Raw genomic sequence first — 22,734 nt, 5'->3', positions numbered from 1 at the left:
TGCAAACAAAAAGTTGGACGGAAAACCGGCATGTTTTCCGTCCAACTTTTTGTTTGAAATTGTAAATTCCGGCCGAATCTTATCTGCCGATCTTGACCAGGTCATGCTGCAATACCGTGCCGCCTTCCAGCGGCTTAAATGGCGTTTTCGTTACGCCAAATACATTGGTCACAAAGCGACGGTTGGCCGGCTGGATAATCCGAACTTCGTATTTGAACTGAACCTTGGACACATCGGCATACAAAAACACGGATTTATTGGGTCCTACCACCTGTGTGCATCTCCTTGTGTTGCACGGAACTACCTTTAGCGGTACGGGAGAACCGTTAGACCAGTCGATCACCTGAACCGTTATATTCCGGGACGCTTGTCCGAGATTGACCGCATCAACGAGTACGAACCGCGTTCGTGGATTTTTCCTCAGAATACCTGTCGTATACACGACCGTTCCTCTTCTGTTGCCCACTCTCATCCCCATTGCTGTTAAGCTCCCCTCCCTCGTCTTTATGATTTAATTGATGCGGTCCTCACCAAAAATGATTGGACGAATGATGTACACTCGGAAATCTCCACAGATGATCTGTGGCGTGACAGTTCCAAACTTTCTATGGCCCGGCTAAGAGCACCCGTTTAAAGTCCCCACATCTTGCAAGTGAGAACTTCGATCGACAACCGTCACTCGTTCAGATAGGTCATAACGCGGTTTTGAATCAGCTTGCTTACGTCCTCTGCCGATTTCTGGCCGCTGAAATACGATTGGACTTCTTCCTTGATGATGGAATCGACTTGCTTATCGATGGAAGAAGTCACTTTAGCTCCCTCCAGAATAGTTTTTGCATATTGGATCTGTTGTTCCACGAATTTGGCGTCCGGAATCTCTTGCCCGGCATTTTCTGTTGGGACGACTCCAGGCTGAAGATTCCCCGTTTCCCCCTGTGCGATTTTTTGCGCTGCTTCCTGAAGCATCATATCGGCGGCCCCTTTATGGACAGGAATTCCCATCATTTCCGCTGAAGATTGCATTTCCTCAGAGACAAGGAACTTTAGAAATTCCCACGCTTCTTGCTGAACTTTCGAATTACTGTTTATCCCCAATTTGACGGATGATTTGTACATCCAACCTTGCGATTGGCCCTTTTCTGTTGGCATTTGCAGTATTACAGTATCTGGATTGACTAAATTTACTAATAAAGACTGTACTCTATTATTGATCATATAGGAAAATAAACCCTTTTGGCTTCCGTCCATTTCAGGACTAATGATACCTTCATCATTCATCGTTTTAATATTTTGCATGAACATTCTGAATTGTTCCGAATCAAAGTGAACCGACCGCTCGTCCTGAACGAATTCGCGATAACTGCCTTCCAGGAATAGAGAGACAACGAAGTCCTGCGGAAACCCGACGAAGGCGTATAAATCTTGGCCTTCTTGTTCCTTCAGTTCCTTGGTGATCGCTTTCAGTTGCTCCCAAGTCCAGGTTTTGTCATCAACCGTAATATTCGCCTTCTTCAATAACTCTTGATCCCCTGCAATCATTAGAAGCATGAAGTTCGTTGGCATCGTATATAATCCGCCATCGATACGTGAAGATTCAAGAATATTGGAATACAGCTGATTTTTATTGAAGGAAGAATCTACAGCCATCAGTTCATCCAAATTGGTCAGCAGTTTTTTGTCCACAAATTTATCTTCAGGCAGATCCATCATTTCGATTAAATCCGCCCCTTTTCCGGACATCGCTTCGGTTAGAACGGACTGAACGTATTTCTCCGTGTTCATCAGATCGTCTGAAAGCTTGAAGCCGTCGTCCGTTCCCGAAAATGTAACATACTGCTTAATTTCAATCTTAATATCCGGATGGAGGGCCTCAAATTTCTGAACGGCAGTTTCAAGAAAGCGATTAGACGTCTTTACGGAAACAACCACCGTTTTGCGTTCCCCGAGCGGTATGGAGCCTGCTGGTTCGGATAATGTGTTTTTCGAGCTGCATGCAGATAATAGCAGCAAAAGAGCTATCATCAGAAATACCCATCTTCTGTTCATCACTTATCATTCCTTTCAATTCAATCGAACACGGTTGCCGTCCTGCAACGGTTCGCTTGTTTCTGCTATGATCCTTTCGTCAGGACTTAGTCCAGATAGAACTACTATCTCGTCGTTGCTTTCTTCTCCTAACTGTAGATAAGCTTTTTGCGCCAAGTATGTATTGCCGAGCGGACTCTTATTTTCCCGGATAACAAATACATAGCTCCCGCTGCTATCCTCCTTAACCAGCCCTTTACGGATGACCATTCCTTGTCGCTTGGCCGGCTTGTCCAAATATACTTCCGCTTGTTCACCACCCTTCAAGCTGCTGTCTTTGATCGATACGGAAATTGTTCTTTGCAAATTCTGATCGGTTCCTGTGTCATTCCCCGCACTTATCCCTCCTTGACCCGCGTCTCCCTTGAATCCACCTTCTGTTATCTCGGCGATAGTTCCATCGACGGTCTTGTCCTTCTCTCCTTTCACATGGACGCTTAGGGTTTCTCCTATTTGCAGCAATGCCGCGGAATTCGAATCTGTCACGAAGGAAAAGGACATCCCTTCATCCGTTTTCGCAAGGGTCAGCACCTTCCCTCCTTGGGGAACGTTCATGCCATCCTTTGCGTCTAAATCAACGATCCTTCCGTCATAAGGTGCTGTTAATTGAATTTTCTCCGCCAAATCCTCACGCAATTGATCAATTTTTCGCTGCTGCATCTTAATATTCAGTTGTAATTTCTCCAGTTCGCGCTTCGCCTTTTGCACCGCCTCCTCGTTATCATCGCGCAATGTTAATTTCAATTGTTCCTTCATCATTTCTTCGTCCAGCTTTAGCTGATCCAACCGATCCTTCTCATCAAGCAACTGACTTTCAATACTGGACCCGTCAAACGTAACGAGGATCTGCCCTTTTTTCACGATATCATTTTCGTTCACTACGACATCTTCGATTTTCCAACCGCTCTCATTGATCAACTCCTCTTTTTTGTAAAAATCAATCGTTCCTGTCCCCTGTATCACATGAGAAAGCTGTTTTTTTACAGGTTGTTCTGTTGTTACTTTCGGCAGCATCATCGTTTGGAACGTATTGCTGAACAAGGTTAAAGCGGCCAGCACGAACAAAAATACGATAAATAGATAGCGCGTCATCCGCCGCTGTCTGAGCTTCATTTCCATTCCCATTTCCTCCTCAAGCGATTCTGTGAATCAAGGGCTGGCTACCCTTTAATACCGGATAGTTGAATTCCTTCGACAAAATATCGTTCTGTATTTAGGAACAATAACACCATAGGCGCCATATAAAGAACGGACGCGGCGAAGGCAACCCCGTATGTTTCTTCCTGAATGCGAGAAAGAAAGACGGACAGCGGTTGAAGATGAGCATCTTGCAAAAAGATGAGCGGCTGCTCGACCATATTCCAATAGTCGGCAAACAATAACACGACCAGCGCCGTCAAGCCTGGTTTAACCATCGGCAAGGCGATCGATATGAACACTCTCCAGTAGCCCGCACCGTCGATTTTGGCTGCTTCCAAATAGGCCGAAGGGATCTGCAGCATGAATTGACGAAGCAGAAATACTCCAAAGGTAGCGAATATGCCTGGAAAGATGATTGATGCAGGACTGTTTAACAGACCCAAACGGTCGACTGTAATATATATGGGTACCAATGTCACCTGAAACGGCATAAGCATAACCATGAGGTAACAGAAAAACAACGAGTCTCTAAACGGAAAGCGTAATTTTGCAAAAGCGAAAGCTGCCATAGCCGAGAGCGCTGTCTGTCCGATGATGATGGCGAAGACCATGTATACCGAATTCCAGAACATATATAGAAACTGAGGGGTAGCGATCAATACCTTAAAATATTGATCAAGGGATACCCAATCCGGAATCCATTTCAGATTGGCGAACTCGCTTGTTTCCGATTTCCCCAGCATATTGTAATTTGTAAGGATTTCCTGCTCTGTCATCAAAGAATTGACGTTTGTCAGTACAAGCGGGACGAGCATAATCAAGGCTATTGCAATCAACACCAACGTGCGTAAATAGATTACGATAGTTTGCTTTTTTTTCTTGCCCATGTTAATTTCTCCTGTCGTCATTCACTACTCCATAAAAGAACGAAACTGATTCTCGATTCGAAATAACGCAACAACCAGGACAACAATAAAGAGGGCCATCAATGCTGCGGCAGCGGACAGCTTTTGAATGTCCAGCGACTGAAACATATTGTTCATATAGTGCTGCATCATATAGATGCGGTCATAAGGGTAGGGACCGGCGAGCAAATACGTTTCGCGAAATATTTTAAAAGAATTCAATATGGACATAAGGATGACCAGGAAGATGGTTGGCAGCAAATAAACCAATGTGATGCCAAAGAGCTTACGGATCGGGCCTGCCCCTTCCAGCCTGGCGATTTCGTAATACTGCTCCGGGACGTTCTGCAATCCGGCCAAAAACAAAACCACGTTATAGCCGATGTTTTTCCATAAAAACATAAGGATAAGCACCCATATAGACCAATCCGATTTCATCCAATCGATACGGGCAATGCCCCAATGCTGCAATATCGCATTCCCTGTCCCATTCCAATCGAACAGAATCTGCCAGACCATGACGATCGATGCTACGGGTACTACCAGCGGCATTACATAAGCCGTGCGCAGCAAGTTGCGGAAGAAAACCCGCCGATTCAACATCATAGCCAGGCATAATGAGACGATAGCGAGGACAGGCACGCTGAACGCGGTGAACCACAACGTATTGGTGGCCGCCTTGTGAAAAGACGTGCTTGCCAGCAATTCCGTATAGTTCGCGATAGTAAACGTCCCTTCCATCCGTTCTTGGAACGAATACCCTACACTGTTGCCGAAAGGGATTAAATAAAATACGGCAAACCCAATCAGACTCGGGGCGAGAAAACAAAGCGCAGCTAATATTTCCTTCATTTTCATTCGGGGTAAATTCAAAAGTTTCAAGCTGTTATTTCTCCCTTCCTGTGCTACGTCTGATTATACGGTTTGAATTTGAATAGCACATGAAGCGGATATGAAGTTCACAAGAAAAAAAACCGGAACTAGGCGTTCCCGGTTTTAGTAAAACGTATAGTGAACTGAACGCCATCCGGCGTATTAACCAGCTTATATTCCGCACCGTGGGCTTCCAGTACTTTTTGTACTATATATAGGCCAAGTCCGCTGCCCCCCTTTGCCCGGCTTCGGGACTTCTCCAAACGGTAAAACGGGTTAAATAGAAGCGGAAGCTCTTCTTCCTCGATATGAGCCCCCGTATTCAATACCTCCATATGAACGTAGTCGTCACTTTGACGGAGGCAAACGGATACCTGCTCACCTTCGCGGGTATATTGCACCGCATTCCCGACCACATTGGAGACCGCTTTGGACAATAATCGTTCATCCGCCTGCACGATCACGCCTGAGTCGATTTCACCGACCAGTTTGATCTGTTTCATTTCACAAAAGTATTCATAGCTGTGAAGCAAATTCTTCACAAGCAGTGTCGCGTTCACCGCTTGAATTTGAGGTTTGAACTCTCGACTCTCCAGCTTCGAAAGGTCGAGAATTTCGTGTACGAGCTTTTCCATCTCTTTCACGATATTGTGCGATTGCAGTAAATATTTGTCCCGATTGCGGTATGGGCCGATTTGATGAATCATCGCTTCAAGTTGACCGGACACTGCAGTAAGCGGCGTTTTCAGTTCATGAGAAATGGTAGCGATAAATTCCCGTCTTTGCTGCTCCTGTTCCTCTTTTCGTTGAATATCGTCTGTCAACTGTGCATTTGCATCGTGCAGTTCTGTTAGCGAACGCTGCAAATCGCGGGACAGTTTGCCCAGGGAACCGGCCAACTCGCCAATTTCATCATTGGAATGAATGGTAACCTCATCCGTAAAGTCGAGCCGGGCCATCTTTCGCGCCAGGATATTCAAACAGATCAACGGCCGTGTGATAAACCGGGAATATACATAGGCTCCAACGAAAGAAATAAGCAGAATGACAATGAATATATACGGGAGAAAATGCCAAATGACCGATGTTGCTTCATCGATAGGCTGCAGCGAAGCGCTTATTGTTAAGGTATACTCCATATCGTCACCACCGATCACAATAGACGACGTCGTTCTGAATTCTTCGATTTTATCGGGTTTGTCGGGATTGGACGAGAGTTCACTTAATGGGGGGATCGTGATTTTCTGAACGATGACTGGCGAATCGCCTGTCTTTTCGGAGGCATGAGGCGGCGACGTGATCGATGGGTCATTGCCTATGAAATCTTTAATAGGTACAGCATAAAAATGGGGGTAAACCAGTTTTCCTTCCCTGTCCTCCACGGTTACTCTGGCATTTTGGCGGTATCCAAAATCGTCCAACAAGCTCTCCGCCTCGTCCCAGTTGCTATTCCCGAGCCGGGCAACCAGTGTATCGACCCCTGCGGCCAGCCCTGCTTTCTTCGTATGATAATAAAATGAAGGAAGAAAAAAATATAATGTGAGGTATAAGCATAGTGCAGATATAATCAGCAAAATCGTCGTAACGACAAATATTTTGAAGGTAATCCCCCGGCGTCTCATGTTGTAATACCGTCCATGATGTAACCGATACCTTTTAATGTTCTAATATAGGGCAAACCAAGCTTTTTCCGAATATTTTTAATATGTGCATCCACAATACGAGTGTCTCCATAGAAATTGTAACCCCAAAGCTTATCAAGCAGCATTTCCCTGGTTATGGTACGACCCGAATTTTCCACAAAAAACTGCAGGATCTCAAACTCCTTGACCGTTAGCTCGATCACCGTTTGATCGATATATGCTTTGTAGCTTTCACAATCCATGCGAAGACGGTCAAATTGAAGCTCATTGGGTTTGGTCTCCGGCAAAGAGCGGCGCAATACCGCTTCGACCCTTTTGACAAGCACGTTAAATGAAAAAGGCTTCGATATGAAATCGTCCGCTTCCAGTTCAAATGCCTTCAGTTGATCATTTTCATCGCTTAAAGCCGTCAGAAAGATCACTGGTGTTGAATGATGGCTCCGTATCATTCTGCATACGGAATAACCGTCCATATTGGGCAGCATAATATCCAGCAGAACCAGATCGAAAACGCCTTGCTGAAATTTTTGGTACCCTTCCATTCCATCGGTAGCTACTTCGACGTGATAGTCTTGTGCCTTAAGAAATTCTTTGATGAGCTCTTGTATATATAAATCATCTTCGATTACCAGGATTTTGACAGACATTATGTATCGCCTCATCGAGTTTTTATTCTACTATACACTCGCTATATGAAATGCATATGAATTTTTAGTGAATTTCATATGAATCCCTATAAAACGCCGATCCATTACGTTGAAGATTCTATGGAGATCAAACCAAGCGACCCCGGACAAATAGGTCCGAAGTCGCTTGGTTTGTGCCTTAAGAGTTGACCTTTCGTTCCTCTAACTCTACCAGCTGCCTTGTAATCGGATGATAAAAAAAGCCAGAACAAGCTGCCCCGTCAGCGCTATAGGCCACCGCCTCTACTTCCTCCCAATTCACAAAATCAAGAGAAGCAGCAGGCTCTACCTGCGGAATAATTGCACCGCTGCGCACCAATACGATAATTGGGATATCACCTGCTGCAATGGTTGCCCAGCTGCCGCCTTTATAGACTTCACCTGTTTGGTAGTCGATCCACTTGCCCTTCGGCAAGTAAACATGGCGCTCAGCGGCCTCCTCCAACATAGGAGCTACAAGCAGATCGGAGCCAAACAAATACTGATCATCAATCAACCAACATGCCAGGTCCTGCGGATATTCTATAAACATCGCCCTCATCATCGGCAAGCCTGCTTCGGAGGACAAATAAGACTGCGTATAAATATAAGGCATCAATCTATATTTCATTTGTACCGCAGCTCGGAAATCCTTCAAGAACTGCTCACTGTAAGCCCACGGCTCCTTGGGCGGAGCTCCGTGCGCGCGGCTGTGTGAGGAGAGCATGCCGAATGGAAGCCAGCGGCGGTATAAGGACTCAGGGCTCTTCTTCACGAATCCGCCCATATCATGGCTCCAATAGGTGAAGCCGCTAAGCCCCATCGATAAGCCGGCACGCAAGCTGGCATGCATCGCAGAATCCGTGTTCTCGGCATCGCCCCCCCAATGCAGCGGATAACGCTGGCTTCCCGCCCAGGCGCTGCGGGCAAAAATAATTGTATCGCCCGTTACTTTTTGCGTTACTTCTGCAACCGTCTTGTTATAGCGAAGCGGATAAAGATTATGCTCCAGTCGGCCGCTTCTGCCGGAATGATAACGCCCATAGATCGGCGCGCTTTCGCCAAAGTCTGCTTTGATCGCAGCAACGCCCATATCCAGCAAACCTTCAATTTTCTCTTGATACCATGCAACCGCCTCCGGATTGCTAAAGTCCAGAATAGCATCACCTGTCGGCAAATTGCCTTCATGATCTGTAATGACCAGGCCCTTCTCGATCAGCTCCTCAAAAAACGGATTATGCGGCGTAAAATAAGGAATTTGCCATAAGCTGATCCGAAAACCGTCCTTGCGCAAATCGTGAATCATCTGCTGCGGGTCATCGAAGCGGCTGGATGAAAACTGATAGTCGCAACGCCAATCCTGCTCAAACCAGCCGGTATCCAAATGAATGACGTCACAGGGAATATCATACTCTCTAAGCTTGGCGGCCACTTCTCTAGCCTGGGCTTCAGAATTATACGTAATCCGACTCATCCAAAGCCCAAAAGACCATAATGGAGGCAGCGGGCTTCGGCCCGTTATCGCTGTATAGGATAGCAAAATTTGCTTAGGCTCTCCAAAAAAGAAAAACAAATCGATGCTGTCATCATCCACATACAGAGTATTGGCGGCATCGTAATCCTGACCGATATCAAACGTCATCGGAGCACTGGAGTGAATAAACATGCCATAGCCTTTATTGCTCATCAAAAACGGAATCGGCTTATACATATCAGGCGACTGCACGCTCAACGGGTCGCGGGTAAACAAGCGCATACGCTGCCCGCGTTTATTCAATGCCGTGAAGGACTCGCCTGTGCCATATATTTTCTCTCCAGGAGACAAGGAAAAGGAGGCCGCCATGCGATGTGACATATCGGAAATAGAACGCACATAGGAAAACGGAATAGGGTACGCATTGTTTAAGGACGGCTTATCTTCGTGATGATAGGTTTGAGTCAGCACCCTGCCTTTACTGTCTCTAAAGATCAAACGGAATGGTGCAAGCTCCAGTTCAACGGAGCCGCATTCATTATTCCAGCGATACCCCTTCTCCATTTTTTCTCCATGCCAAGACTTATCTACGCCAACCTCTCCATCAAGCATAACCGACGGAACGGCAGCGGCCGTTCTCAGGCGTGTCTGAATTTGAATTCGCACGGTATCCTGCGCCACAAAGGAAAGCTGAAAGGGCATTTCCGGCGATTGCTCATAGTCAGGGGGAAACTCCCACATCGCCGTCGGCTCGAAAAAGTAATCGATCTTATTAAACGCCATTCTTGGCTTGCGGCTGGCACGCACCCATTTCAGCGTGCCCCGCTGCTCGTGAGGAGCAAACGAAGTGACTTCATGTCCTTGAAAATACTGGCTCTCCAGCGTTCTGAACGATTCGCCGACATCGATTGATCCGTTCAAGCGATCGGAATGAATTTTTGTCACGATCCATGACCTCCCACTGCAAAGCAATCATTATTGTCTATCATCAATCAGTTTTTGTATTTTCTCATTCATATTTTTCATCGTCGTATCCAAATCCTGATTAGCCAGCATCATGCGGTCGAACTCTTCAATGAAGATTTTCTCAACTTCCGGCTGATAAGAGACTGGCACATTTATTTTGGGTGTAATGGAATTGTTCAGCACATAAAGAAGGGATTCTTTATCCACATGCTCCGGGGTTTGGGTATTGGAAATGATTTTATCCACTACCTTCTCAAGGTCTGCCCCTTTCCAGGATGGCAAATACTGCCCCTGCATCGTTAACCACTCTGTTGTAAACCAGCGGACGAAGGTGTAGGCTTCTTCTTTATGCTTCGATCTTCCGTATATCGTCAAAATATCTGCGCTTAACGGTCCAACCATCGGATCTTCTTTATTCATTTTTGGATAAGGAGCGAACACGGTCTTAAAGTTAGCGGGCACGGTTTCCGTACCGCCAACGTCCACTAATATATAAGATCCCGTAATAAGCATGCTTGCATCTTGATTCAAATATTGCGGACGATAGTTCAGCTTTTGGCTAATCACTTCTGCATAAGGAGTTGATGATTTATCCTTTTCAGATTGCAAGCGCAGCTCGAGCGACTTTTTCATTGCCGGATTTAGAATGTTAGCTGTTTTATGATCATCCATAACAAGTCCTGTATTTTCCATCTGGCCGTTTAAAGCCAGCGACGCATAGTTCGCCCAAGTGTGAAAATAGTTCCCGTATCTCGTTTTACCGTTTTCCGTTTTTGTCATCGCTTTTGCATATTTCAGGTACTCGTCCCAAGTCCAATCCTTAGGAACTTCAAGGCCCGCTTCTTTCAGATGATCCTCATTAATAATAACCAAATTCGTCGTCATTGTTCCTGGAAGCCCGTAATACTTGTTGTTGACTTTCAAATCAACTTTATATTCGTCCTCATAAGCGACGCCTTCTTTGGCCAGGTAGTCATCCAACGGTTCGAACATATCAAGCGCAATTCTAGGTACGAGCTGATTCGTTCCGGGCACCATGATAACATCCATATCTTCATTAGAAGCCGCGGCTAAATCCACTCTTTTCATAGCCTCCAGCGAGTTATTGTCGCCCGGCGAGACGAAATCGATTTTAATATTGGGATGAGTGCTCTCAAATTCTTTGATCATAACGTCAAACCCTGCATCGAGGCTGTTCCAAGTATTAAACTTCAAGGTGACAACCTCGTCTTTATTCGTTCCTTCCTGCTTGTCATTCGCCTTGTTTCCCCCTGAGATGGAGCAAGCAGAAAGCAACAAAGTTGATGCTAACAACCCTGCCATCGATTTTGTCCAAAAATGTTTCATAGTAATAACCTCCCTTTTTTTTGTGAAGAAACGGAATGCTATATCGAAACCGCTGCTGCGGATCTCGAACGGGGATTAACCTTTCACACTGCCTGAAGCAACACCTGCAATGACATATTTTTGCCCAAAAATAAAGATCAGCAGCAAGGGGAATATCGCTACGACCGTACCTGCCATCATAAGTGAGTAAAACTCGCCATGCATATCCGAAAACTTCCTGATCCCAAGCTGAATCGTATAGAGGTTCTCTGAGCGCAGGAAGACTAACGGGCCTTGATAATCATTCCATGTCCAAATGAAACGCAATATCATATACGTTGCCAGTCCTGGCGTCACGAGCGGCAGCGCTATTTTACAGAAAATCGACCAATGATTCGCTCCGTCTATTCTCGCCGACTCGATAATTTCATTGTGAATGCCCATAAAGAACTGGCGCAGCATAAACGTTCCAAGCACGCCCGAAGCCCCAAGCAGCATAAGTCCGGTATGACTGTCAAACAGTCCAAACCAGCGGTAAATAATAAACTGCGGAACCAGCACCGCTTGCGAGGGGATCATAAATGTCGCCAGCACGACTAGGAACAAGAAGTCGCGCCCTTTAAAGGCAATTTTCGAAAAACCATAAGCAGCCATGGACGATATGGTCAGCGAAAAGGCGGTCGTAGCTAATGTCACCTTAATGCTGTTCCAATAATAAAGTCCGAAGGGTACCGTACCAAACATCACTTCTCTATAATTTTCAATGGCTCGCCAGGTTTCCGGAATCCACTGAATCGGGTAAGTCATAACATCAAGCTCTGGCTTGAAGGAGGCGGAGAGCATCCACAGAAACGGCATAATAAAGAAGATACCTGCGACGGCCATCAGCACCGTGACCAATACACGGTTAACACGAATCGTTTGCATGCTTGATCACTCCTTAATAGTTGACCCATTTTTTCTGTCCTAACCATTGAACCACCGTAACGATCAGCAGAGAGAACAATAATAAAATGCCGATTGCCGATGCGTAACCCGAGCGTAAATTAACAAAGGCAACCTCATACAAATAATGCACGATTACTGAAGTAGAACCTGCCGGTCCCCCTTCGGTCAACACCATGACCAGATCAAACACTTTGAAGGAGCCGATGATTCCTGTAATCAGCAAGAAAAAGATCGTTGGCGACAGCATCGGAATCGTAATGTTCATAAACTGTCTGAATTTCGAAGCCCCATCCATATCGGCAGCCTCATATAAATCCTTGGGAATCCCTTGTAAGCCCGCAATAAATAAGATCATATTGAATCCAAGGCCTGTCCAAACCATAATGATCATTACAGCGATTAATGCATAATGGGGATCTGCGAGCCATAACGGCGGATTGGCAATTCCAATAGATCTTAGAAAACCGTTAATCGGTCCGCTTGTCGGATGATATAACACTCTCCACAATAATGAAACGGCTACAAAGCTGGAGATAAACGGCATGAAGTAGATTACCTTAAAGAACGATTTGAAATACGTTACGCGATCAATCAAGACGGCCAACACAAGCGCAATGATCATACTGAATGGAACCGTTAATATCATTGTCAGATTATTGGTCATCGCCCGCCAAAAATGCGCATCCTTGAATAACTCCTCATAATTGCCAAAACCAATAAAATGAATATTCCCCAGCCCTGTGATGAAATTCCAATCCGTAAAACTAATTATGCCCGACAGGAAAATCGGTATGATCGTCAACAGCATGGTCGTCAGCAACATCGGCAAAACGAACAGGTATCCAGCGATACTATTATAGAAAGACTGCTTGTGCTGTTTCATCTCTATCACCTCTCGCTTACTTCACTATAAGCTCATTATAGGAGCGAGGTTTGTTCATTACATGGAACGATTTTTTCTATTCTGAAAAAAATATGCTAACTTGCGAAATTTCCAAAATCATATTCGACAAAATTCTTCGCGCTCATATATAATCATAAATAAAGGAGGCATGAAAGCGGTTGCATAATTTCTTACGTAAAATGTCGCTTCGCAAAAAACTGATTATGACTTCCATTTTGTGTTTAATGCTTCCGACGATTCTTATGTTAAACATCACCAATGTTTACTCTAAATGGATTATTCGTGAGCATTCTCAAGAAAGCGCAACCCAATCGCTTGCTATCATTCAGTCTCAAATCAGAGCGATTTTGGAAGAAATGATCTCCGTATCGAACTTCATTCAATTTGATGCGGAAATTAAAACCTTGCTTGATCTAGCCAAAGATGATCCAACTGCAGCGAAACGACTGACGACCCGATTGGAGCAAATTGCCGGAGAGAAAAGCGACTTGAAGATTACTCTGCTGCTAGAGGATGGAAGGGCTTATTCCGATTATTCATTTTACGATTTTCAGCCTAAGCTGTTTTTTGAAAAACAATGGTTCTCCGGGATGTCCAAGCTCTCTCCGTTCGAAACCTTGTTTCTTGGAGCAGAGCAGAACTATTTGCCTCCGAAATCTGCTGATCAGCAATATGTCATCATCACGGCACGCGCGATAATGGAGGATGTGTCACGTTCGCCATATGCCTACCTCATCGTCAGCCGCACCGAAAATACGATTCGCGAACTGTTTGCTGATTTTAAAGAGGATATTTATTTGCTTGACGGTCAAAATCGCATTCTATCAAATCGTAAAGACGAGCTGATTGGGCAAAACTTCGATTCTATCTTGGATACAAAAGAGTTGGAATCGCCAAGTATCATTCATGCTAACGGAGAGAACCAGCTCTACATCTCGATGCCTGTTAAATTTTCCGACTGGCGCCTGGTGAGTGTTGCCCGCTATGAACAATTAACTGAAAAGCTGAACGGCATTTCCCGAAGCGGCATTTTGGTTCAAATCTTGTTGGCGGTCAGCTTTCTGATCGCACTCACCTATTTGCTGCAGCGCTTTACCAAGCCCGTAAAAGTACTCGGCCAAGTGGCGAAGAAGGTAGAAGGCGGCAATCTCACTATTCGTTCCAATATCCGCGGCAGTGATGAGGTTGGCAGTCTCGGTCGCTCCTTTGACAAGATGCTGGATCAAATTCAGCGCACTTTGGATCAGGTGCAGATCGAGCAAGAGCTGAAACGGCGCGCAGAGCTATCGCTTCTGCAGGCGCAGATCCATCCGCATTTTTTGTTCAATGTGCTGAGCTCTATTCGCATGCAGCTGCTGATCAAGCAGGATGAGGAGAACGCCGAACTGATTGGTTCACTATCCTCATTGTTGCGGGCCACGATTTCCAAAAAGGATGAGTTTATAACGCTCTATGCCGAGCTGGAAACGATAAAAGATTATGTTGAGTTAATGAATTTCACAATGAGGCACCCGATCGAAGTTAAGATGAATGTAAAAGAGGAGCTATGGCTTGAAATGATACCCCGCTTTATTTTTCAGCCTATTATCGAAAATGCCTATAAACATGCGTTTGGCAGCAAGGGCGGGATTATCGTTATTCGCGTTGAGCAAATCGAGCCAATAAGACATAAGGAAAGTATGAGTTTCAATGAAAAAAACAAGGTCATGCTGAAAATAGAAATCGAAGATCATGGCCGAGGTATGAAAGCGGCGGATTTAGAGGCCTTGCAACAGCGCCTTGAACTGCAAACCTGGGAAATTATTAACGTCTCTCTTGCAGACGATCAACAGCAATCCACTGGCATCGGCTTGTCTAATGTTTATGATCGATTGAAGCTGATTTTTGGCGAACAGTTTGATATGACTATTCGCAGTCAGGATCAGCAAGGAACCTGCGTCACATTAATGCTGCCGCTCCAGACCGGGAAGGAGGACTACCATGTATAAAGTAATTATTTCCGATGATCATATGCCCATGCTTAACTATCTTTCGGCCAATATCCCTTGGCAAAGCCTTGGACTTGAGCTGGTTGCAACTTGCGCTGATGGTGAGGAAGCGTTGGAAGCCTGCGTTGCGCATCGGCCCGACATATTAATTACCGATATTGGTATGCCTATCATGAACGGTCTGGAAGTCATTCAACTCGCCTGTGCAGCGAACTCCCGACTAAAAACGATTATCCTATCTTGCCATGAAGATTTCCAATATGCTCAGCGTGCCGTACAACTGGAGGTCAGTGATTATGTACTGAAGGAAAGCTTGCGAGTTGAGCAAATTACAGAGATATTAAAAAAACTCCGCGGGAAGCTGGATGCCGAACGCGCATCGCAACGCGAACATCAACAGCTGCAGGAGGTCGTAATGTCCAACGGCTCAGCCATCCGTGCTACTTTCCTAGGTTCGTTAATTGAGCAGCCTATCTGGAATCTGACCGAGTGGGAGGAAAAAGCGGAGTCGATCGGTATTCATTTTGAGCAAAAAATACCCTACTTGCCGGTTATGGCGATTCTTGAGCATCCGCATGAATTAGAGGAGCGTTTCGGCGGAAAGCATAATATGCGGTTTGTGCTGCTTAATGGGCTTGATGAACTGATTACTATCGACGGTTGCGTTCTCCTCTCTTTCGATGAACGCTCTTCGCTGATTATGTTTCCTTTTCCAAAGACGATTTCTCGCAATCTGTATGAAGAGATCCAATTGCTGCTTAAGCAAGTCCAAATTAAAATGATCCAGTATCTAAAAACCGGCATTTCCTTCTATCTGGGAGGGGTTTGCAAAAGCTTGACTGAGTTGAAGACCGAAGCGCAGAGATTTTTGGACTTAGGCTCCTTTCGTTTTTATGCCGGAGAGAATTGTCTCATCAAATGGCAAGTTATAAAAACGACGAAAGATGATATTTTCGTTCACTATGCCAACATATTACAAAGCATTCGAAATTGTATCGTCGGCAAAGACAAACAACTGGCTGCAACAACGGTCCACCACTGGATCGTTCACATCAATCATTTGAAGTATCCTGTGGAGGCTGTGCAAGGCCTGGTATTAAAGCTGGTTACAGAAATCGAGCTTAAATATACCGTGATGCAAAGCTTTGTTACTAATTTCAACGTCGAGCAATTTCACCGTATCATTTATGCCATAGAAACGCTGGATCATTTGGAACGGTGGCTTACGCAGTATTTGGAGCAAAAAATTACGTCTCTTGGGAGCATTAAGGATGTCACACTTCGCAAGGAGATTGCTGAGGCTAAACGTTATGTGATTATGAATCCGGGCGAAAAAATAAGCATGGAGGAAATGGCGCAGCGGATCAATATGAATTCCAGCCATTTTAGCCGAATGTTTAAGGTTGAAACTGGGGAAAACTTCATCTCTTTTGTAACCAGAGTGAAAATGGAACGTGCGCAAGAGCTGCTGGATCAATCCGATCTCACTGTTCAGGAAATAGCAGAGCAGCTTGGGTATGAGCATACAAGCTATTTCATCAAGCTATTTCGCAACTATTCCGGCCATTCTCCAAGGGAGCAGCGCAGAAGATTGTGATGCGCCGCTCTTTTTTAGCTAAGGAAGAGCATGGCCTTCTTTTATAAATCGCACACTGCCTGGTATAAATAGCACACTGCCTGGGTGCAATGTAAGCATCGTGCATTTTTCGGCATTCGCTCATCGCTAATGACTTGGGGGACAAGTCCCTTTTTTCGCGGCAAGACGGGGACTACAGGGGGACATCGGATATCCCCTGTTGCGTCGGATCCCGCTCTACGCGCAGCTCCCAGCGCGCGGTGCTTCGCTGCATGACGGAGGCGGTCGGTTGAACCACATCCCTTGGACCTTATTGGCCACCGTTAGCCGTAGTCAGCATTGCTCTTCCCATGCGCTGCCCCTGTAACGGACGATAATGTCCATTGGGAGATAAAGGTGATGACGCGAACTTCATCATACGGCTAACGGAAATCACATCCCTTATTTCGCTAAAATCAGGCCAGTCGAATTTCTAACGGAACTAGGAGACGTTATTCGACCAAAAATGAGCGATATTAGTCGGTTTTTGCCCGAATAACGTCCCTCATTTCCGTTAGAATTGGTAAACTGCTAATTTCAGCCATATAACGAACCGCATTTCCGTTAGCACGCCCAACTTCACTCTCACGCTTAGTTTTCCACACTTTGGCTTTGTATCTTGTTTCTACTCTATGTTCTGCACTATACTCTGCGCCTAGCTTTTGTACCTCTGACTTCTACTCTAACCTCTGCTGGGAGATGATGACGCGAACTTCATCATACAGCTAACGGAAATCACATCCCTTATTTCGCTAAAATCAGGCCAGTCGAATTTCTAACGGAACTAGGAGACGTTATTCGACCAAAAATGAGCGATATTACTCGGTTTTAGCCCGAATAACGTCCCTCATTTCCGTTAGAATCTGTAACTTGCTAATTTCAGCCATATAACGAACCACATTTCCGTTAGCACGCCCAACTTCACTCTCACGCTCAGTTTTCCACACTTTGGCTTTGTATCTTGTTTCTACTCTATGTTCTGCACTATACTCTGCGCCTAGCTTTTGTACCTCTAACTTCTACTCTAACCTCTGAACCCGCTTTTGTGCCTCAAACTCTACTCTAACCTCTGCACCTAACTTTTGTACCTCAAACTTCTACTCTACCTCTGAACACCAGCTTTTGTGCCTCAGATTCTACTCTAACTTCTGCACCTACCTTTTGTACCTCAACCTTCTCCTCTACCTCTGAACCCCGCTTTTGTGCCTTAGACTCTACTCTACCTCTGCGCCTAGCCTTTGTACCTCAAACTTCTACTCTAACCTCTGCTGGGAGATGATGACGCGAACTTCATCATACAGCTAACGGAAATCACAGCCCTTATTTCGCTAAAATCAGACCAGTCGAATTTCTAACGGAAATAGGAGACGTTATCCGACCAAAAATGAGCGATATTAGTCGGTTTTTGCCCGAATAACGTCCCTCATTTCCGTTAGAATCTCTAACCTGCTAATTTCAGCCATATAACGAACCACATTTCCGTTAGCACGCCCAACTTCACTCTCATGCTTAGTTTTCCACACTTTGGCTTTGCATCTTGTTTCTACTCTATGCTCTATAGCCTAGCTTTGTATCTTAAGCCCCTACTCTAAACTCCGCACACCAGCTTTTGTATCCAGTCCCTACTCTAACCTCTGTACCTAGCTCCAAAAAAATTGAAAATACAGCTTGTATAGTGCTACAATTCCTAAAACTACGTTACAAAGAGGTATGTTGTTCATGACTGAGTCGGATAATGAAGAAAATAATAAAACACAGGAAGAATTATCTTCCTTTAACTCCGCAACGAATCATTATAGAAACATTATGGGTGCACCAACGCAAAAGATTGATATGGAAAAAATGCCGCGCATCCTTCGCTATTTTGGGTATTTTGCTTTCACTATCATTGCAGTAGGAACACTTCTTTTTATCGTGATGTATATTTGGCAGTTTTTCCGTTAAAAAAGGGAAAGCCATTGGACCTCGAGCATTACCAAAACAGGGAATAAACATAAGGCAGATCGCAATAAACTACGATCTGCCTTATGTTTATTCTTTAAGACGCCGAAATCCCACAAACCGTTTGCTGCTCTCGTCCCACAGTCGGTATCGAAGCGCCTGCAGGCTCAAACGGATTCCGATGGCAGGAACACTATGCATGGCGGCGTTGCTATCGTGTATTAGCTGCAAGTTATAGTTTGACACCTGGGGATCCAGATGATGAATATGGTGGAAGCCGATATTTCCTGTCATCCATTGCAGGATTTTAGGCAACTTGTAGTAGGAACTGCCGTTCATAGCCGCGCTAACGAAATCCCACTCATCTGCACATTCATAATAGGTCCCCTCAAATTGATGTTGCACGTAGAAGAGCCATATGCCCGCAACGCCAGACAAATAGAGAATCGTCCCCTCAACCAGTAGGACCTCCTTCCAGCCTAGCAACCAACAGAGCAATCCCATCAAGCCAGCTAACGCTGCGTTTGTTAGGTATGTATTCATACGCTCTTTGCGTCTGGCACCCCTCCGGTTCAAGCGGTATGCATACAAGAAGATAAATACAGGTCCGAGCCCGAACATGACAATTGGGTTGCGGTATAGACGGTACCCCAGACGCTTCCAAGGGGAAAGTGCCGCGTATTCCTTCGTAGTCAGCGTCCAAATGTCACCCGTGCCTCTACGGCCCAAATTTCCGCTAGTCGCATGATGAATGGAGTGCTCATTTTTCCATTGCTCATACGGGAAAAAAGTGAGGATCCCCGTCATCGTTCCGATGATCGTATTCGCCTTCCTCCCAGCAAAGAAAGACAGATGGCAGCAATCATGAAATATAATGAAGATTCGGATCATGAATCCGGCTGCTGGAATTGCAAGCAACAGCGTGATCCATATTGAGATAGACAGTGTTTCATAGGCAAGCCCCCACAGCAATAGGAAGGGAACGATACTATTAACCAACTGCCAGATGCTCTTTCGCAAATCCGATTTACCGTGAAGAGCCATGTCCTTCTTCCAACGGGTGTATTCTTGAAGTGATTTCATAGCAATCCCCTTTTCATGGGAATCACTCGCAGTAATGAATTTCCGAGGCTTACCAAACATGAAGAAAAAACGCAGGAAATCATTATCAACAACGAACTCTTCTTCATTGTCCTAACTGGTCGGTTGTAAAGAATTATTTCCCCAATTATCATTTATCATCCTTTTCCTTGCCTGTGCCATTCTTTAAACTTCCCAGCTTGGCTGCTTTTCTCTCCAAACCCTGTTTGGAGTAAAAGTTAATAATGTCATCAATGGTAGAAAATACGTCGCTATCGTTCGAATCATGTGTACTTGTTTTGATAAAAAACCGCTTTCTGATGTAGTCACATCTTTTTTTTATATTAGCATTAAGTTTAATTCAAAGCATTTTTCAGAGTGACTCCTGCCGTGAATACAGGAACTTTACCCGCCGGAAGTTCCACCTCTTTACCGGTTTTACGGCTTCTTCCCATGCGTGCTTCACGACTACGGACATTAAATCTTCCGAAGCCAACTAGTTGAACTTCTTTGCCCTGTTTTAGAGCTTCAAAAATCGAATCCAGCACATGCGTTACTGCCTTTTCAGCATTCTTTTTTGAGAACCCACTAGATTTCGCCACTTCTTCGATCAATTGTTCTTTGTTCATTTTCAATACCTCCGCTTATTTTATTTTCATTTACGAAAATGACAATCCTCGTGCATGAATGTAAAACAGGAATAATAAAAAACTGCCCCATATTTAGGGCAGCTCGAAAGATTTAATAAATTTTAGAGACATTTTCAGCCTGTGGCCCACGGTTGCCTTGGGTCACATTGAACTGGACGCGTTGCCCTTCATCCAATGACTTATAACCGTCACCCTCAATCGCGCTGAAATGAACAAACACATCGTTTCCGTCCTCAATTTCGATAAAACCAAAGCCTTTTTCAGCATTAAACCATTTAACTGTACCTGTTTGCATAGGATTCCTCCAAAAGTAAATTATTTTAACACAACCATTTCAATGGCCACTAATAAAGATTAGCGGTCATTCGGCTTTTTAGAATCCTGTACTTCACGTCCGCTAATATGTATTAAAGATAAGAGTACCATATCCGATAATATAAGTCAATTTTTGGAGACCCTGCTTAGGAGTGAAATGATCGGAATTGCTAGACAGCAAGCGCTCTAAAACACTTTATCGGTTGGTTTGAGACACACAGGCCATGAGCAGTACCTTGCTGATCCTAAGCATGCAGAAAAGCTCCTGAATCGTCGCAAGGACAAATTTAGGAGCTTATTCATTGTTGAGATAATGCGGTCGAGAGGACTCGAACCTCCACGGGGGTTAGCCCATACGAACCTAAAAACGACCACTGCCTATAACCTGGCCTACGCATATCAAATGATAGAAACCAAGGTCTTGCTGGTGGATTCCGACCCTGCATTTCTATTGAAGGCTTTCCAAGCTTTCAACTGAAAAGGACGAATCTTTGTCCAGATCCCTCAAAAAAACGCCAGGCCCATGTTGTTGAAGAGGTGTCGTCAATGATCCTGATTATTAAATGAAAAATATCATTTTTCGCTATCATAGTCATTTCTGTAGTGCTTTTGTTTCAAACTTAAAGCTTTTTCATACCATTCGACCGAACCAGCCGTATAATTTCCATGCTTCCCTTCAGTGCCATAAGTACAGTCATTATTTTCAGCCACAGGATTAGGTCAGGCTGATAAATGGTTGCAATATGCCATACCGGAACTACTTGAGTCATACTTAACATTAGGACAAAAAACAGACCCGCAAAATTTAGAATAATTCTAGAAATAATAATTTTGATAGATAATTTAGTATGGTGGGATCTGTCAGGATTCCACGGCCCAAGGCAGCGCTTCGCAGTTCTATAGACCGTATATAATAACCATATGCTAAGTATGAATACTAGCCCATTTACGACCCCGTATTTCTGTGAGATGCTTAGACCCGATCCTCCAATGGGGTCATTATTGAGTAAGTCTATGATCCCGGCGGCAATATGGGTAGTTGTAATGACATGTGTTTTGTTGGGCCACGTGGCATCGATCGCGTCCAGTACATTAGCGAACACAATCACTCCCAACTGCTGTTCCGGAACTATATAAGTTTGCGCCTGAAATCCTATGGAGCCCCCCGGCTGGCCGATAACCGGCAAATGGTTAATTTGATCTGTCATCCAACCCATGGCGTAAGTTCCCGGAACAGGTTCGGTTTGCATAAGGCGAATGCCTTCCGAAGAGAGAACGGAATTGTCTTCAAATCGGCCGCCGTTCATCTGGGCAACCAGGTAATGGCTCATGTCTTTAGCACTCGAATAGAGATACCCTGCCGGCGCATCTCCTGGAATATGAATATAGGGACCTTCATAGGGAACGTTGTATCCAAATATTCGGCGATGGGGCTTTGCCAGCCCGTGCGCAGCAGCTTCGTCAAGTGTAACATAGCTGTCTTGCATAGACAGAGGAGCAAAAATATGGTCCTTCACGTAGTCGCCATAGGACTGGCCGGATACTTGTTGCACAATATAACCGAGCAGTACATAGTTTGCGTTCGAATACTTGAAGGGTTGCTCGGTTTGAACGGCTTTCTTTAAAAACTTATCCGCATAAGATAAGGCATTTTTCTCAAGAGCATCCTGATCTTGAATGTCGATACTTGATAGGGTGTTGCTAAAAGTCGAAATTTGGGTGAACCCGCTTGTTTGGTTAAGTAATTGGCGTACGGTAATGAACTCTGCACCGTTATATGGGGTAGGAATATAGCGCTGTATAGGCGCATCCAAATCGATTTCTCCCTCTTCGGCCAGCTGCAAAACAGCCATGGCCGTAATCGACTTGCCGATCGAACCTATTCCAAACGGAGTTTCAGGCGTTACCGGCCGACCGGTTGAATCGGCCTGACCATATCCCCTAAGGTAAAGAATGCGGTCCCCCTGCACAATCCCGAGAGCCAGCCCCGGAAGACGTTGTTGTTTCATTTCACGAGCAATATACGCATCCACTTCGGAGAAAACTGACGTTTCAGATCGCTCAACTTGCATACTTCCATCACTTCGCGCTGAACTGAATAGAGGAAAGATGAACAGTCCACACAAGATTGTTGCTATCATTCTCATTCTCATTTTATTTCACCTGTACTTGGTCATTTTTATATTAATGCCGCAAATCCTTCTTGCGAATCAGAA

At 44.9% G+C, this 22,734-nt stretch carries 18 protein-coding genes; 3 read left to right on the top strand and 15 right to left on the bottom strand.

The annotated features are described in order from the left end of the window. Positions 1 to 79: 79 nt before the first annotated feature. The 11 genes from DMN77_RS18040 to DMN77_RS17990 form a co-directional block, all read right to left on the bottom strand. Entirely contained in the window at positions 80 to 478 is a 399-nt protein-coding gene (locus DMN77_RS18040; protein ID WP_229521007.1) for a hypothetical protein, read from the bottom strand. Positions 479 to 675: 197 nt separating this feature from the next. Next, positions 676 to 2,046, bottom strand: coding sequence for an ABC transporter substrate-binding protein (locus tag DMN77_RS18035; RefSeq protein WP_179015888.1), 1,371 nt, complete (start codon positions 2,044 to 2,046; stop codon positions 676 to 678). A 15-nt stretch (positions 2,047 to 2,061) separates the two neighbouring features. Then, entirely contained in the window at positions 2,062 to 3,204 is a 1,143-nt protein-coding gene (locus DMN77_RS18030; protein ID WP_179015887.1) for an efflux RND transporter periplasmic adaptor subunit, read from the bottom strand. 41 nt (positions 3,205 to 3,245) lie between these two features. Beyond that, the gene (locus DMN77_RS18025; RefSeq protein WP_068780485.1) at positions 3,246 to 4,112 is read right to left on the bottom strand and encodes a carbohydrate ABC transporter permease; all 867 of its coding nucleotides are present in this window, start codon (positions 4,110 to 4,112) and stop codon (positions 3,246 to 3,248) included. Between the two features lie 24 nt (positions 4,113 to 4,136). Further along, entirely contained in the window at positions 4,137 to 4,988 is an 852-nt protein-coding gene (locus DMN77_RS18020; protein WP_179015903.1) for a carbohydrate ABC transporter permease, read from the bottom strand. Positions 4,989 to 5,110: 122 nt separating this feature from the next. Then, positions 5,111 to 6,625, bottom strand: a complete 1,515-nt coding sequence (locus DMN77_RS18015; RefSeq protein WP_179015886.1) for a sensor histidine kinase — start codon at positions 6,623 to 6,625, stop codon at positions 5,111 to 5,113. After that, positions 6,622 to 7,293, bottom strand: a complete 672-nt coding sequence (locus DMN77_RS18010) for a response regulator transcription factor (protein ID WP_179015885.1) — start codon at positions 7,291 to 7,293, stop codon at positions 6,622 to 6,624. Before DMN77_RS18010 ends, DMN77_RS18015 begins: the two co-directional genes overlap by 4 nt. 178 nt (positions 7,294 to 7,471) lie before the next feature. After that, positions 7,472 to 9,730 carry a glycoside hydrolase family 31 protein gene (locus DMN77_RS18005; protein ID WP_179015884.1) on the bottom strand — a complete coding sequence of 753 codons (2,259 nt, stop codon included), beginning with the start codon at positions 9,728 to 9,730 and terminating at the stop codon, positions 7,472 to 7,474. Between the two features lie 30 nt (positions 9,731 to 9,760). Further along, positions 9,761 to 11,098, bottom strand: a complete 1,338-nt coding sequence (locus DMN77_RS18000; RefSeq protein WP_179015883.1) for an ABC transporter substrate-binding protein — start codon at positions 11,096 to 11,098, stop codon at positions 9,761 to 9,763. A gap of 75 nt (positions 11,099 to 11,173) precedes the next feature. After that, complete coding sequence (locus DMN77_RS17995) at positions 11,174 to 12,004, bottom strand: carbohydrate ABC transporter permease (RefSeq protein WP_068780479.1); 831 nt, start codon at positions 12,002 to 12,004, stop codon at positions 11,174 to 11,176. A gap of 13 nt (positions 12,005 to 12,017) precedes the next feature. Further along, on the bottom strand, positions 12,018 to 12,908 hold the full coding sequence (locus DMN77_RS17990) for a carbohydrate ABC transporter permease (RefSeq protein ID WP_068780478.1): 891 nt from the start codon (positions 12,906 to 12,908) through the stop codon (positions 12,018 to 12,020). A 179-nt stretch (positions 12,909 to 13,087) separates the two neighbouring features. Between DMN77_RS17990 and DMN77_RS17985 the strand changes: the two genes are divergently transcribed. The 3 genes from DMN77_RS17985 (at position 13,088) to DMN77_RS17975 (ending at position 18,476) form a co-directional block, all read left to right on the top strand. Then, positions 13,088 to 14,917, top strand: a complete 1,830-nt coding sequence (locus tag DMN77_RS17985; RefSeq protein ID WP_068780477.1) for a sensor histidine kinase — start codon at positions 13,088 to 13,090, stop codon at positions 14,915 to 14,917. Continuing rightward, positions 14,910 to 16,514 carry a helix-turn-helix domain-containing protein gene (locus tag DMN77_RS17980; RefSeq protein ID WP_179015882.1) on the top strand — a complete coding sequence of 535 codons (1,605 nt, stop codon included), beginning with the start codon at positions 14,910 to 14,912 and terminating at the stop codon, positions 16,512 to 16,514. Before DMN77_RS17985 ends, DMN77_RS17980 begins: the two co-directional genes overlap by 8 nt. A 1,737-nt stretch (positions 16,515 to 18,251) precedes the next feature. Continuing rightward, a complete protein-coding gene (locus tag DMN77_RS17975; RefSeq protein ID WP_179015881.1) occupies positions 18,252 to 18,476 on the top strand; it encodes a hypothetical protein in 225 nt (74 codons plus the stop codon). Positions 18,477 to 18,563: 87 nt separating this feature from the next. On the opposite strand, the gene desA is transcribed toward DMN77_RS17975, so the two are convergent. The 4 genes from desA to DMN77_RS17955 form a co-directional block, all read right to left on the bottom strand. Then, complete coding sequence (desA, locus tag DMN77_RS17970) at positions 18,564 to 19,556, bottom strand: Delta(5) desaturase DesA (RefSeq protein ID WP_179015880.1); 993 nt, start codon at positions 19,554 to 19,556, stop codon at positions 18,564 to 18,566. Positions 19,557 to 19,909: 353 nt separating this feature from the next. After that, positions 19,910 to 20,182, bottom strand: coding sequence for an HU family DNA-binding protein (locus DMN77_RS17965; protein WP_068780474.1), 273 nt, complete (start codon positions 20,180 to 20,182; stop codon positions 19,910 to 19,912). A 112-nt stretch (positions 20,183 to 20,294) separates the two neighbouring features. Next, on the bottom strand, positions 20,295 to 20,498 hold the full coding sequence (locus tag DMN77_RS17960; protein WP_068780473.1) for a cold-shock protein: 204 nt from the start codon (positions 20,496 to 20,498) through the stop codon (positions 20,295 to 20,297). Between the two features lie 640 nt (positions 20,499 to 21,138). Further along, the gene (locus DMN77_RS17955) at positions 21,139 to 22,671 is read right to left on the bottom strand and encodes a serine hydrolase domain-containing protein (RefSeq protein WP_179015879.1); all 1,533 of its coding nucleotides are present in this window, start codon (positions 22,669 to 22,671) and stop codon (positions 21,139 to 21,141) included. Between the last annotated feature and the right edge of the window lie 63 nt (positions 22,672 to 22,734).

This window comes from Paenibacillus sp. 79R4 (assembly GCF_013393165.1).
Lineage (GTDB): Bacteria > Bacillota > Bacilli > Paenibacillales > Paenibacillaceae > Fontibacillus.
The sequence above is the reverse complement of the archived record's forward strand: the minus strand, read 5'-3'. Positions and strand labels throughout refer to the sequence as shown.